Raw genomic sequence first — 14311 nt, 5'->3', positions numbered from 1 at the left:
CCTAACGATCAAGATGTTCGATGCTGTCTTGGCTGTTGGTTGCAATCGCCTGATCGTGGCCACGATGGGTGATGTCAATCGGATCCCCGGTATTATGATTGGGGCGCACGCGACCAAAATAATCGGAAAGTTTCTTGGCAACATCTTCGGGTTTGCTGACCTGACGCAGGGTAAAGCTGTGCCCCAAACGGTCGGTGATGTGCAAGTTACCGTAATCAAAAATATTGCCGACGACACTTTTGCTGATCCGGGTCGATTTGATCGACTCAAACCCGCGATCATCCTGATCCTTGCGCAGCACACCGCTGCGCGTAACGATGCGGTTGTTGGTGATCACACGTTCAAAGAAAAACAGGTCCCGTATGGCCGTCAGCGGCAAAAGGATGCTGTCCTTTGCGGCCTGTGTCGAAATGCCAAGTGCGCGGCGCAGGATTTTCCAGACAATTGAAATCGCAGCAATGATCACGCCAAACAGGGCGATGGAAAAGACAAACTCGTATTCTTCCCAAACCTGATCAAGGGCGGCGAATGCTTCGGGCCCGGTCAACAGGTTTCTGAACTGTGGCATCAGGAAATCGTAAATTGCGCGCCAGTGATAGGACGCATAAATCAAAACTGAAATCCAGATGATTTTAATAGCCCCCGGCACCAGAACCGACACGCCGGAAATCGGCAAGTCCATGATCACGACTTCACCATCCTGAAGATGGCGGCGGATGCCTTTGAACGGTTTTCCAGTCGTTTTGTTCTGGGGGGTGTTACGGGGGGATGCCATTGGTGCTGCGATATCCAGATTGCGATGTGTTGAGATGAGCATACGGTGGGGTGGAAAAATCGCAAGCCATTGAGCGATTTGTTTGAGATGCGTTTTGTTTCACGCACCAAGCGTGTAATTTGAAGTTGCAACACCGTAAAAAATCGCGCTTATCATGGCGGCCTGCTGCCACCACTGCCGGTCACAAAAACACTCTTTGGAAACGCGCCCCATGGTTCCCTACCTCGGCGAAGCCGCCGCTTTTAGTGCCGCCCTGTGTTGGGCGACATCAAGCATGATTTTTTCCAATATCGGTGGCAAGGTCGGGGCGCAAACGGTTAATCGCGGGCGGCTGGCCTGTTCGATTTTTTGCCTGACGATCCTGCATTGGGTGATGGAAGGCCAACCTTGGCCCAATGCGGTGACATGGGAACAGCTTGGCTGGCTATCGCTGTCATCCATCCTCGGCCTTGTGATTGGCGATGCCATGCTGTTTCAGGCGTTTGTCATGCTGGGCGCGCGTCTTTCGATGCTGTTGATGTCAACCGTGCCCATCATGGGGGCGGTGTTGGCATGGGTGTTGTTTGATGAAATCCTCATACCAATTGAAATTGCCGGTATTGCCTGTGGCGTCGGGGGCGTTTTGTTGGTGATTGTCGGTAAAAAAGGCCGTCCGGTGGGATTGGCCGGACGAAATTATGTGATTGGTATTCTGTTTGGTCTTGGCGGGGCGATTGGTCAGGTCAGCAATCTGATCACGGCCAAATATGCTCTGATCGGCGGCTATTCGGCCCTGTCGGCAACATGGATCAGGACCATGGTGGCGGTGATTGCCATGTGGGGCTTTGCGCTTTTGCTAGGCCGGGTGCGCCGGACTGTTACCGCCTGTATTGCGCCTGATGTCGGCAAATGGCTGTTTCTGGGTGCGTTGATCGGACCGGCGGTGGGGGTGTGGTTGTCGATGCTGGCGGTGCAAAATGCGAATGTCGGGATTGCATCAACCTTGATGGCGCTGCCACCGGTGATCTTGATTGTCTATGAAGTGACGATCTTGCGCAAACCGGTCGGCTGGCAGGCGGTCATGGGCACCTGCCTTGCCTTTTGCGGTGTCGCGCTTTTGTTTATGCACTGATGTATTTTGGGCCGACCTTACGTTGGTTTGACCCGCCGGGACCACAGGAATACGCCACCAAAAAGATTGACCAAAAGGCTCATACCAAACAGAGCACCTGCCCAAACGGGCAAGTCAAACAGGGCGGATGTTCCGCGCAACGATGTATGCGGTTTCGTGGGGCTGGCCTTTGTCGCCGTTGCGTCGTTGGGGCCGAGTTCGGGTGCATGATGGGTCAGATTAACGATGTGTCCCATGCCATCGGCAACCTTGATCTGCCAGCCGTTTGACAGCGCACCGGATATATCTTCGCCGATGGTTTCCCGATCAACCCCAAAGGCAAAATGGCCGGTACGGTCAGTGCGGGCCTTTTGCCATGTTTTGCCATTTGGCCCGATGACGATGACCTCGGCAAACGCCATTGGCGTCCCGTCGGTATAGCCAAAGCGATAATTAATTGTATGACTATTGTCTGTAACCTGCCATCCGGCCCCGTGGGCATGTGCGGTTGACGACCCTGCACAAAGCAGGGCCGTCAACGCCATTACCACAGCGGGCAGCGGTTTGATCATTTGTATGACTATTCGTTTTGCCATGAGTCTGACCATGCATCTGACCTCTGAGGGCATCGATTTAATCTGCGACATTAAAGGTAAAGGTCGCCCGTAGGTTATGACCGCGAATGCCTTGTTCCTGATCAGAAACATCGGTGGCAACCCGCACCACCCACATGCCAGGCGCACTGATGCGGACCTTGGCAATGCCGCTGCCGCGTTCATCGGTCAGTGTTTCACTGGCATAGGCCCATGACGACGGCGTATCGGTAAATCCGCCGTAAGTCGCCAAGACCGTGGTTGTCAGCGGCTGCCCATCAAGCAGTATCTGGAACGTGGCATCCTGACCGATTGCGGTATCGCGTGGATCAGAAAGCGGGACAATTTCAAGTTTATCGCCAATCGGGGTTCTGACGAAATCATCGGCGCCATCGCCGGAAGCTGCGCCGACCAGATGTTTGGCAAATTTTTCATAGCGGACCGCGGCAATCGCATCGGTATGTTGATCAAGACCGCCTTCCTGCCAACCATCCGGGGTCTGCGACCAGACAACGGGTAGGCGATGCGCTGATAGCCACGCGGCCGTTTCTGGCACATCAAACGTCCCGATCAGGTTGGGGGCGTCGGGGTTGATTTTGAAATCAAGGGCTGTTTTCTGATCGCGCGTGATCAAAGTCGCACTAAGATGCTTGGCGGCTTCGGCTTCTTCCGGGCTGCCAAAAATATGGCTCGAATCAAGTGTGAAAGTCGCCGTATCGCCTGGTTTGACATCGGTTGTGCTGCTAATCGCGGTGAATTCGTGGGCGGTTGCCGCACCGCTCAAAATACAGCCAAGGGCGGCAATAATCACACCGGGTGCGAACTTTGATTGAAACATCTGCTATCCTTTGGGAAATTAGGTCTATAGAAAAGACGTTATGAACTTTTCAAATTTGTTCATACGAGTCAAGCTGATGATTTTGAAAAGGGAATTGAGATGACCCGCATCACCGTATCGATTGAAGATGATCTGATGGAGGCCTTCGATGCCTTTCTTAATCAGCGCGGCTATACCAACCGATCCGAAGGATTTCGCGACCTGATCCGTGAAAAGCTGCAAAACACCAAGCTTGCTGAAGATGCAAACGGGGTGGGGATTGCGGTCTTAAATTATGTGTATGATCACGAAGAACGCATGCTGGCATCCCGCCTGATGAGTACTCAGCACGAACATCATAATCTGACGGTATCGACAGTTCATTTTCACATTGATCATGATACCTGCCTTGAAAGCGTGACACTGCGCGGCAGTCTTGCCGAAATTCGCGCCTTTGCTGATAAGGTTCTGGCCCAGCCCGGTGTGCGCCACGGTGAACTTTACTCCGTGCCCGGCGAGATGCATGTGGAATCCCATCACCACGGCGGCGATCATCATGGTCATGCGCATAAGCACGAACATCTGAAAATCACGACGTAATTTCCTTATTTTCCGCAGCATTACGGTATGGCCGGGCATGAGAGTGCGGTCAAAACAGGGTTGTTTGATCTACATATTCAGAACCGCAAATGAGAACAAACTTGCAACATCAAGAATTCTATGTAAATGTTCGCATTATGTTCTCAAGCGCTCTGCTGGCGTGCACAGGCAATTCAATCTGTTAAGGCAGCAGGCTTCTTAAGCGGTGGCGTTCCGCATTTAGGTCCGGGGAACCGCCTGCGTTGCATCCTACCCGGCCCTGTGGAATAAGAGAGTTCGAGCAATGATTCAGACCGCGCTGCATTTGGTGGATAAGGATACTATGGATAAGCAGAAGGCACTCGAAGCCGCCCTCGGGCAGATTGAACGCGCATTTGGCAAGGGCTCGATTATGAAGCTCGGCCAGCGCGATAGCGGCATTGATATTTCCGCAATTTCAAGCGGTTCGCTTGGGCTGGATATCGGGTTGGGCATTGGCGGTTTGCCGCGCGGCCGTATTGTTGAAATTTACGGTCCGGAAAGTTCGGGTAAGACCACACTGGCCCTGCACACCATCGCCGAAGCCCAGAAACTGGGCGGTACCTGTGCGTTTGTCGATGCGGAACACGCGCTTGATCCGGGATATGCCCGTAAATTGGGTGTGAATACCGACGAATTGCTGATTTCGCAGCCAGATGCTGGTGAGCAAGCACTTGAAATCGCCGATACGCTGGTGCGTTCCGGTGCGATTGATGTTCTGGTCGTCGATTCGGTTGCTGCCCTTGTGCCGCGCGCCGAACTTGAAGGCGAGATGGGCGACACCCACGTTGGCCTGCAGGCCCGTTTGATGAGCCAGGCGCTGCGTAAACTGACCAGTTCGGTTTCGCGATCGAACTGCATGGTGATCTTCATCAACCAGATCCGTATGAAGATCGGTGTGATGTTTGGCAGCCCGGAAACCACATCGGGTGGTAACGCACTTAAGTTTTATGCGTCTGTCCGACTTGATATTCGCCGTATCGGTCAGATCAAGGACCGTGACGAGGTCGTGGGCAACCAGACCCGTGTCAAAGTTGTTAAAAACAAAATGGCACCGCCGTTCAAACAGGTCGAATTCGATATCATGTACGGCGAAGGTATCTCCAAGATGGGCGAAATCCTTGATCTTGGTGTTAAGGCCGGCATTGTCGAGAAATCAGGCTCCTGGTTCTCCTATAACTCGACCCGTATCGGGCAGGGCCGTGAAAACGCCAAGACTTTCTTGCGTGAAAATCCGGAAATGACCAACGAAATCGAAGCCAGCATTCGCGAGAGTGCCGGTCTGATTTCCGAGGCGATGACAAATATGAAAGAAGACGATCCGTCAAACGACGATTGATCTTCTTTGATCTACGACAAAAAAACGGGCGTGCTTTGGGTGCGCCCGTTTTTGTGTGTCGAGGTGTCTGGGGGCTGATTACTGTGAAATGCTGGTTTGCTGCGTCACGGTCGAATGGCTTTGCCATTTGGTTGGCGTGCTGCCGGTAATACGCAGAAATTCGCGATTGAAATTTGATTTGGTATTAAAGCCACTGGCCAGCATGGCGGTGGTGACGTTCTGTCCCGTTTCCAATTCCCGGCAGGCATGTTCAATGCGCAGCTTGTTGATATAGCGCGACACGTTTTCGCCAGTGACAAGATTAATCGCGGTTGAAACCTGCTTAAGCGGAAAGCCCAACCGCCGCGCCAGCCGTGCCAGCGTCAGATCAGGATCAAGATAAAGCTTCTTGCCAATGACCAGTGCTTCAAGCTGTTCCATGATGGCGTGAACGGGCACATCCTCATTGGTTTTATGAGGCGCGTTTTCCTGTCGGTGCATTCCGGGCGCGGTTGATGGGGCATCATATTCATCACCGTCCCCCTCAACCGGTTCGGTGACGATGTCGGGCGACAAGCACAAAAAACCGATCATCAAGAGCGCCACAGATGAAAAAACACTCAAAATCAGGCCTGGCGCCCCGTGGTAGCCATAGCTGAGCGCAAGTGTGATGCAAATGTCGCTGATCGCGGATGCAATCAGCGCAATGGCAATGATCCGCCAGATCACAGCGGGGAAATGCCCCGATGCCAGCCGCGTATTGGCAAGGTCATCGCTATGACGATGCAACATCACAAGGATCGCCACCCCATAGCCGACAAATATCACGGCAAGCAAAGCGTCGATGGTGACCGGAATGGCCAACACCGCACATGCCATCACACCCGGGATCAGAAAATGAAGCAGATCACGGGATTTGGGTTGCGATCTTATCGCGCCATCAAGGAAGGCGACCCACGCCAATGCCGGAATCAGTGATGCGGTGATCGGTTGGAGCAAGCGCAATTCGCTGACCTCGTAATATTGCACAACCGATACCGTCACACTTTGGCATGCACACGCCAAAAGCAACGCCGCCAGAAGCCGGGGCGTCTCGGTAAACAGGGTTGCGCGCAAGAACAGAAAGCCCAGCAGCAGGGCCACAACCATCGGAACGGGTAAAACGATCATCGACGTTTAATCAACTTATCAACCATGTCCCAAAACCGGTTTTGCGTGTCCTAAAACCGGTTCGAGGACGCCACACCGCGCAAACCGGCGCAATTTCAAACCGTTAAACATTAAAACACGGATTGAAATCATGAAACATGTAACTTCTGCGATGCTTCTGGCCTTGGGGCTGGGTCTTTTTACCGCGGGGACATCCATGCCTGCCACGGCCGGACAAGACATTGCCGGGTATGATCGGTTCGACGTGCAGGCTGCCCACCGGGCCAGACCGCTTGCAGCATCAATCTGGTATCCTGCGGGCAGTCACATATATGTGGCCCCGGTCGGCAAAAGTGCGATCTGGCAAAGTACGAATGCCTATATCGGGGCGGCAATCGAACCGGGGAAACATCCGCTCATTTTACTGTCGCATGGATCGGGGGGCAATATGGATGGGATCGGCTGGCTGTCATCGCAACTGGCATTGCGTGGTGCGATTGTTCTGGCAGTTAATCATCCCGGCACCACCACAGGCGACTCATCCCCGCGCCGGACGATGTATCTTGGGCAACGTTCGGCGGATGTCACCGCCGCCCTTGATCAGGTTCTCGCCAATCCTGAGTTTGCGCCCTATATCGACACCAACAACATATCTGCCGTCGGGTTCTCACTTGGCGGGACAACGGTTCTTAATCTTGCGGGGATGCAGTTTGATCGCGCTGCTTACCGCGACTATTGCGTTAAATATCAAGACAGCGCGCAAGATTGCATTTTCTATAAAAAGGGCGGGGTGGATTTCGCGCATTTGCCCGACGATTTCACAAACGGTTATCGCGACACGCGGATTAGCAAAACCGTCGCAATCGAACCGGGAATGTCCTTTGCCGTCAAACCCGACAGTCTGGCCGATGTGTCAAATCCCGTGCTGTTTATCAAGCTGGGTCAAGAGCACGGCTGGCTGGCGGGGGATGTCAGTGCGTCGGGAAGCAACCTTGTCGCAAAGGTAAAAGATGCATCCTTGGCGGTGTTTGCCCCAGCCTATCACCTGACATTTCTGGCGGAATGTGAACCCGGTGCCGCCAAGCTTCTTGAAGAAATGGACGATGATCCGATTTGCACGGACCCGGTGGGGACTGATCGCAGTTTGGTCCACCGGCAGGTTGCTGACGAAATCGCAACATTCCTTGGTTTGCCGTAAACAGCCAGTGGGGGCTTGGTGTGCGCCCCATACGATCAAGATGACTAAAACGGGTGTGCATTGGCACGCCCGTTCTTTCTATATGTCGAAAATACGGATTAAACACCCAGAGTTTCACGTGCCCCAAAATGATCACGATTGGTGTAAGGCAATAGAAAACCTATGATTTTACCTGCCTTAATCTTGCCAAATCAACAACTTGGCAGTGGGGAGTGGAACAAGTTTGCAACTGCCCCGTTTGTTTAGTGTGAACAGTTTAATCAATACAAACATCTGCAAGCAAATAGGAGCAAACAAGATGTCTGATATTATGAAAAAGATTTTCGCCATTGCAATGATTTCAGGTATGGGGCTCGGCCTTGCCGCCTGTGAAACTGCAGATGGCTTTGGTCAGGACGTTGAAGATGCTGGCGAAGCCATTCAGGAAGAAGCTGAGTAAGTCATTCATTCTTCCGTGCGTTGAGTTTGATCGCACCATCGGTGTGATCCCGTTCCGTTGGGGCGGGGAATAAAACGCACACAGTAAGGAGAAAGTTATGTTGGGTTGGGCAATCTTTTGTCTGGTTCTTGCCCTGATCGCCGCCGTTCTTGGTTTTGGTGGTCTGGCCGGGACATTCGTTGGAATTGCAAAGATACTGTTCTTTGTCTTTATCGTGCTGTTCCTCGTTTCACTTCTGGTCAATGCGTTGCGTGGGCGCGGCCCACCTGTCTGATCAGGTGCAAAAATAACACGAGCGAACCAGAACGGGCGTGCTACGGCGCGCCCGTTTTGCTGTGTGCCCATTGGGCAAATACCAAGTAAACAGTTGCCAGTTGCATGCTCCGGGGACAATATAACAACCTGATTTTTGCCGCTTTTAAGCATCATCAATCGTGTATAAACTTGGTTGAACCCGAAGCTTCGTGGCTTCAAAATCAACATGTCGTTAAAGGCAGGAGCAAAGAAACGATGTCGGTCCTTGTAAAACGTATTTTGGCGCTGGCGCTGATTGCCGGTTTTGGTATGTCACTTGCCGCGTGTGAAACCGCAGCCGGTTTTGGCCGTGATGTTGAAAAACTGGGTGAGCAGATTCAGGAAGGCACCAACTAGGCATTCGTTGATACATACGGTTTCCAAAGGGTTTGGCCGTGATCACCTGCTATCTGAAATACATCATTGATGGGCATAAAATCCCCGAGTTCGAGGATTATGCCCGTCGCTGGATTCCCATCGTCAATCGCATGGGTGGCACCCATCACGGCTATTTCCTGCCCCACGAAGGGGCAAGCAACATCGCCTATGCGCTGTTTAGCTTCCCAAGCCTTGCGGCCTATGAGGAGTATCGCAACCGCATGGCCGAGGACGGGGAATGCGTTGCAACGCTCGACCTTGAAAAACGCAACCGCAGCATCATCAGCTATGAACGCAGTTTTATGCGCCCGGTTCTTGAATAACGGTTTGCCCTGCGATGGCCTGACGAAGGCATATCTGCCGTATATAAATGCGGAAATCGCGACTTAAACACCGCAAAGCTTTTCCCCCGACTGGACAGCGCAGGGCCGAGCCGCTAAATAGGGCAGTCCTGCCCGCGGTGTTGCGGGTGTGTTTGTTCCGCGTTTTCCGGGTTGGAGAGATATGCAGACCGTTAATGATATCCGCACCACGTTTCTGGAGTTCTTCCGCAAGAACGGCCATGAAGTTGTTTCATCCAGCCCGCTGGTGCCGCGCAATGACCCCACCCTGATGTTCACCAACGCCGGGATGGTTCAGTTCAAGAACGTTTTCACCGGTCAGGAACAGCGCGACTATTCGCGCGCGACCACGTCGCAGAAATGCGTACGCGCCGGGGGCAAACATAACGACCTTGAAAATGTCGGACGGACCGCGCGCCACCACACCTTTTTTGAAATGCTCGGCAACTTTTCGTTTGGCGATTATTTCAAGGAAAACGCGATTGAATTTGCCTGGAACCTTATCACCAAGGAATACGGCCTCCCGGCGGATAAGCTGCTGGTGACTGTCTATCATACCGATGACGAGGCCTATTCGCTGTGGAAAAAGATCGCTGGTCTTCCTGATGACCGCATCATTCGCATTCCGACATCCGATAACTTCTGGTCGATGGGCGATACCGGTCCGTGTGGCCCGTGTTCGGAAATCTTCTTTGATCATGGCGAGCATATCTGGGGTGGTCCTCCGGGCAGTGCGGAAGAAGACGGCGACCGGTTCATTGAAATCTGGAACCTTGTCTTTATGCAGTATGAACAGATGGCAAATGGGGATCGGGTCGATCTGCCAAAACCGTCGATTGATACCGGCATGGGGCTTGAACGTATTGCCGCCGTTTTGCAGGGCAAGCACGACAACTATGACATCGATTTGATGCGTGCTCTGGTCGAAGCATCGGCTGATTTCACCAATACCGATCCTGATGGGCTGCATAATGTGTCGCACCGCGTGGTTGCCGACCATCTGCGTTCGACCAGCTTCCTGATTGCGGATGGTGTTTTGCCGTCCAATGCCGGTCGCGGTAACGTTCTGCGCCGGATCATGCGCCGTGCCATGCGCCATCTTCATATGGTCGGAACGCAAGACCCGGTAATGTATGAACTGGTGCCGACACTGGTGCGCAAAATGGGCGGTGCCTTCCCGGAACTGGTGCGTGCACAGGCCTTGATCGAAGAAACGCTCAAGCTTGAAGAGCAGGGCTTTAAAACCATGCTCGATCGCGGGCTTAAGATGCTTGACGATGCGACCGATGGCATGGACGAAGGCGCAATCCTTTCCGGTGATGTCGCCTTTAAGCTTTATGACACTTATGGCTTCCCGCTTGATCTGACGGCTGATGCGCTCAAGGAACGCAAAATCGGTATTGATGAAGACGGCTTTAGCACCGCCATGGAAGAACAAAAGGCCAAGGCACGTGCTGCATGGTCGGGTTCGGGCGAAGCGGCAACCGAAGAAGTCTGGTTCGATATTCAGGACCGCGATGGTGCGACAGAATTCCTCGGCTATGAAACTGAAACCGCGGAAGGTGTGGTCACGGCCCTGATCAAGGATGGTGCCGAAGTTAAATCTGCTGCCAAGGGCGACGAAATTGCCCTGGTTGCCAATCAGACGACCTTCTTTGGTGAGTCCGGTGGCCAGCAGGGCGATTCTGGCATCATCAAAACCGAAGCCGGTGCGGTGATTGAAATCACTGCGACCCAGAAAAAGCTCGGCACCTTGCATGTGCACCTTGGCAAAGTGGTTGAGGGCGCGGTTAAAGTTGGCGATGCAGCAGAATTCCGCGTTGATCATGCGCGTCGATCCTCGCTGCGTGCCAACCACTCGGCGACCCATTTGCTGCATGCGGTGATGCGTAAACATCTTGGCGATCATGTCACCCAAAAAGGGTCGCTGGTGGCCAACGACCGCCTGCGCTTTGACGTGTCGCATCCCAAACCGGTGACGGCCGAGCAAGCCGCGCTGATTGAAACCGATGTCAACCGCCTGATCCGTGAAAACAGTGAAGTATCAACCCGTTTGATGACGCCCGATGAGGCGATTGAACTGGGTGCCATGGCGCTGTTTGGTGAAAAATACGGCGATGAAGTCCGTGTTGTGTCGATGGGGCTGCCTGAGGCCAACGAACATGCCTATTCGTTGGAACTTTGCGGCGGTACGCATGTCAAACGCACCGGCGATATCGGCATGTTCAAAATCGTTTCCGAAGGGGCGGTTTCAAGCGGTGTGCGCCGTATCGAAGCCCTGACCGGATCGGACGCGGCCAATTATATGGCCGCACGTGAAAACGTGCTGAGCACAGTGGCCGCCGACCTTAAAGCCGCCCCCGAAGACGTCCCGGCCCGTGTGAAGGCGCTTGTCGACGAACGACGCCGTCTGGAACGCGAAGTTTCCGATCTTCGTAAAAAGCTGGCGACCGCAGGATCGGCTGAGGCATCGGGTGGCGATGCCTTTAAGGACGTTAACGGCGTTAAAATGGCCCTGCGTGCGCTTGACGGTATTCCGGCCAAGGAACTCAAAGGCATGGTCGATGAGCTGCGCGATCAGATGGGATCGGGCATCGTTGCGCTGATTTCCAACGATGGTGGCAAGGCATCCATCGTGGTTGGCCTGACCGAAGACCTCAAAGACACATATAGTGCTGTTGATCTGGTGCGTATCGGTGTTGAAAAACTTGGTGGTAAAGGCGGCGGTGGCCGTCCGGACATGGCGCAAGGCGGTGGTTCAGACCCGTCGCAGGCCGATGCCGCACTGGCTGCGATTGAAGCCCATATCGCAGGCTGATCGCCCCGCAACCGAATGTAAAAAAGGGTCCCCGCGTGGACCCTTTTTTAATGGGATTCAGGTAAGTGACTGAGACCGTACCACCAGGTAAACGGATCAAATGATCAGGTTAGGCCGTTCTCTTGCGCAAGATGCATTTAACAGCGCGTTCCACAGCCTGACGGTCTGATGCTTCGGGGATGTCACGTGCGGCAGCATGGCCGATCAATTTTGCATGACGACATAGAATATCACGCTGCTCGGTGTTTTCGGTCAAGCCAATCAGGCTTTCCAGTACTTCGGCCATCGGCAGCAAAACGTCTGGCTTTGCCGTGGCGGCTTGCCGGATTTGGTTAAAGGCCGCACCAAGCATGCCGCCAAAATCGGGAAGGTAGCCGTAAAGGCGGTTCTGATCATCGTCATCCTTCCACAACCCGACAGGGTAATGAAAAGACATTGCCTTTGGCAGGGCCCGACCCAGACGGTAAATCACGGCAATGGCGGTAAAGGGATCATTGATCCCTGGCGACAGGGCGCGCAAGGCAATCTCGACAAGTTGGCGCAGGGCAAACTCGATATCAAGCATCTCGGTGCGTTGGTTGCCGATCATGATGTGTTTGGCGGTGTCTTCCTGACAGGCCGACATATCGATGTGTGATGCGCCCCCATCGTCAGGGGATTTTATTTCACCTATGGTTTCGCCTTTAATGACGTGCTGTCCGGCATGGACAATCAGCGCGATCGTGATGTCATGTTTGATCGCAACATCGCGCAAATGATCGTAATCAAGTCCCTGCACATAGCCCGATTTTGCGGCGATGATAGCGCTAACATCGTTGATGTCGGTGCTCTTGGGCAGGGTGCAGTGATCTTTTTGGGCGGCCTCAATCGGGCTTTTAAGGGTATCAAGGGCAGAAGAAATTGTGTCTTCAAGGTTACTGCCAACCCGGTGAATGACTTGGTCGGCGACAATGGATCGTCCGAGGTTATGGACAAACAGGATCAGCACAAACAGGCAGATCACAAAAAGCCCGATGGCCGACATGGTTGCGATTTGTGGAACCTGATCGGGTTGGGTTGCACCCCCCATGATCACAAGCGTGCCGATGAAAAACAGGATTGATCCGACAAAGCAGCCAATCGCGTTTTGGGTTTTGGGATCACCCATGAAATTGCGAATGGTTCGGGGGCCAAGGGACCCGGCGGCCAAGGTCAGGACAACCATGGTAATCGAAAGGGCAAACGTCGTCATGGTGACAAGCGTCGCCAGCAAGGTCGATATCAAATCGCGTGCGGTTTCGGTGGTGCTAAACTGCGGCCAGAAGTCGGGCAGGCTTGCCGCAATATCCGCATCGGTAACACGGACAGAGAGCAAGGCCAGAATAACGCCGCCAAACGCATAGAGCAGTGGAGTGAACCAAAGGCTGTGACTTAGAAATTCCCATATTCGGATGAAGCGTTGGAACATTTCGAAACAGCCCCGTTCTTTTTGCTGCAGCCCAAAGAACTGCGGGTGAGAGGAATAAGTACCTTACTTTAAACGCTCAATAGGAAAATCAGTTCCCTTGTCGGTGTATTATATACCCGACACCCCTTCGTGTGCCCATCACTGAAAACAGGGGCGAATATCAGTTGGAAACCCACCTATGCAAAAACAGCGATTGTTCCAAATTAAAAAATGAACCAAATTCGATTTTACGTCATTTACGATCCAATGAATGGAAGACTGGTCTGATATGGTTGCGCAGAACCGTATGGAAAAACGCCAAAACCGCGAAGAATTAATCCTTGATAACGCAGGGAAACTGATTTCAGAAGTTGGTTTCTTTGAGCTCAAGATGTCGGATCTGGCAAAGATGTGTGACATTTCGGTTGGAACCCTGTACGGGCATTTTGCCAGCAAGGAAGACCTTCTGATCGGCTTGGCCGTCATGGCGGGGGCCAAGCGGGCGCAAAAATTTGACATTGCACGCAATCATGACGGCAGTGCGATTGAAAAATACATCATCGCCAGTTTGCTTGATCTGCGCTTTTCCATCGATCATCCGCAATTGTTCGAAGCCGAATATCTTGCGCTGGCACCATCGGTCTGGAAACGGGCAACACCGGCCCGTCATCAGGCCCAGCTTGACCAGATTGGTGCCGTGACCGAGATGTTTCAGACCTTTTTGAACGCCGGGGCCGATGCACTGGGTATTTCCGGTGATCTTCCCGAGCGGACGGATCGGGCCAGGAACCTTAACCTTGGCAGTTGGGGCTTGGGATACGGCATCAATGTACTGGTTTTATCAGAAATTACCGACCGGCATTACGGGCAGGAATTGCGCAAAAATGCGGTCAATATCCTGTGTGATGCGTTGGCCGATTTGCTGATTGGTGCCGGATGGCAGGTCGATGATGCACATGAAAAGGTGCGAGCCCTTGCCCGGCGGTATGCCACCCCGGCGACCGAAATGCCCCAAACCTGATTACGCCCGCCTGCCTCCACCACCTTGATCACGTTA

The 14311-nt window shown here is 53.3% G+C and carries 15 protein-coding genes; 10 read left to right on the top strand and 5 right to left on the bottom strand.

What is annotated here, in order from left to right:
• Position 1: 1 nt before the first annotated feature.
• Entirely contained in the window at positions 2-775 is a 774-nt protein-coding gene (locus AMM48_RS21485; RefSeq protein ID WP_158246505.1) for a PH domain-containing protein, read from the bottom strand.
• Positions 776-986: 211 nt separating this feature from the next.
• On the opposite strand from AMM48_RS21485, the gene AMM48_RS21480 reads away from it, so the two are divergent.
• Positions 987-1886, top strand: a complete 900-nt coding sequence (locus AMM48_RS21480) for a DMT family transporter (RefSeq protein WP_102785746.1) — start codon at positions 987-989, stop codon at positions 1884-1886.
• Between the two features lie 17 nt (positions 1887-1903).
• On the opposite strand, the gene AMM48_RS21475 is transcribed toward AMM48_RS21480, so the two are convergent.
• Together AMM48_RS21475 and AMM48_RS21470 are read right to left on the bottom strand one after the other, a co-directional pair.
• Positions 1904-2437: a hypothetical protein gene (locus AMM48_RS21475; RefSeq protein WP_102785745.1), complete on the bottom strand. Its 534-nt coding sequence runs from the start codon at positions 2435-2437 to the stop codon at positions 1904-1906.
• A 61-nt stretch (positions 2438-2498) separates the two neighbouring features.
• On the bottom strand, positions 2499-3296 hold the full coding sequence (locus AMM48_RS21470) for a DUF4198 domain-containing protein (RefSeq protein ID WP_102785744.1): 798 nt from the start codon (positions 3294-3296) through the stop codon (positions 2499-2501).
• A gap of 99 nt (positions 3297-3395) precedes the next feature.
• On the opposite strand from AMM48_RS21470, the gene nikR reads away from it, so the two are divergent.
• On the top strand, positions 3396-3875 hold the full coding sequence (gene nikR / locus AMM48_RS21465; protein ID WP_102785743.1) for a nickel-responsive transcriptional regulator NikR: 480 nt from the start codon (positions 3396-3398) through the stop codon (positions 3873-3875).
• 283 nt (positions 3876-4158) lie between these two features.
• On the top strand, positions 4159-5232 hold the full coding sequence (gene recA / locus AMM48_RS21460; RefSeq protein WP_022731915.1) for a recombinase RecA: 1074 nt from the start codon (positions 4159-4161) through the stop codon (positions 5230-5232).
• 78 nt (positions 5233-5310) lie between these two features.
• Here recA and AMM48_RS21455 read toward each other — a convergent pair whose 3' ends face one another.
• Positions 5311-6381: a helix-turn-helix domain-containing protein gene (locus AMM48_RS21455; protein ID WP_102785742.1), complete on the bottom strand. Its 1071-nt coding sequence runs from the start codon at positions 6379-6381 to the stop codon at positions 5311-5313.
• A gap of 130 nt (positions 6382-6511) precedes the next feature.
• Between AMM48_RS21455 and AMM48_RS21450 the strand changes: the two genes are divergently transcribed.
• The 6 genes from AMM48_RS21450 (at position 6512) to alaS (ending at position 11828) form a co-directional block, all read left to right on the top strand.
• Positions 6512-7558, top strand: coding sequence for a hypothetical protein (locus tag AMM48_RS21450; protein ID WP_102785741.1), 1047 nt, complete (start codon positions 6512-6514; stop codon positions 7556-7558).
• 298 nt (positions 7559-7856) lie between these two features.
• Positions 7857-7997, top strand: coding sequence for an entericidin A/B family lipoprotein (locus AMM48_RS21445; RefSeq protein ID WP_022731918.1), 141 nt, complete (start codon positions 7857-7859; stop codon positions 7995-7997).
• A gap of 97 nt (positions 7998-8094) precedes the next feature.
• Positions 8095-8271, top strand: a complete 177-nt coding sequence (locus AMM48_RS21440; RefSeq protein ID WP_022731919.1) for a DUF1328 domain-containing protein — start codon at positions 8095-8097, stop codon at positions 8269-8271.
• A 236-nt stretch (positions 8272-8507) separates the two neighbouring features.
• Positions 8508-8648, top strand: coding sequence for an entericidin A/B family lipoprotein (locus tag AMM48_RS21435; RefSeq protein WP_028791480.1), 141 nt, complete (start codon positions 8508-8510; stop codon positions 8646-8648).
• Positions 8649-8686: 38 nt separating this feature from the next.
• Entirely contained in the window at positions 8687-8992 is a 306-nt protein-coding gene (locus AMM48_RS21430) for an NIPSNAP family protein (protein ID WP_102785740.1), read from the top strand.
• A 181-nt stretch (positions 8993-9173) separates the two neighbouring features.
• The gene (gene alaS, locus AMM48_RS21425; RefSeq protein WP_102785739.1) at positions 9174-11828 is read left to right on the top strand and encodes an alanine--tRNA ligase; all 2655 of its coding nucleotides are present in this window, start codon (positions 9174-9176) and stop codon (positions 11826-11828) included.
• Positions 11829-11937: 109 nt separating this feature from the next.
• Here alaS and AMM48_RS21420 read toward each other — a convergent pair whose 3' ends face one another.
• The gene (locus tag AMM48_RS21420; protein ID WP_102785738.1) at positions 11938-13275 is read right to left on the bottom strand and encodes a DUF2254 domain-containing protein; all 1338 of its coding nucleotides are present in this window, start codon (positions 13273-13275) and stop codon (positions 11938-11940) included.
• A 250-nt stretch (positions 13276-13525) separates the two neighbouring features.
• Between AMM48_RS21420 and AMM48_RS21415 the strand changes: the two genes are divergently transcribed.
• Entirely contained in the window at positions 13526-14275 is a 750-nt protein-coding gene (locus AMM48_RS21415) for a TetR/AcrR family transcriptional regulator (RefSeq protein ID WP_102785737.1), read from the top strand.
• Positions 14276-14311: the final 36 nt, after the last annotated feature.

Source organism: Thalassospira sp. GB04J01 (assembly GCF_000751115.1).
In the GTDB taxonomy this organism is placed as follows: Bacteria; Pseudomonadota; Alphaproteobacteria; order Rhodospirillales; family Thalassospiraceae; genus Thalassospira; species Thalassospira lucentensis.
This window is presented reverse-complemented; position numbering and strand designations above follow the sequence as displayed.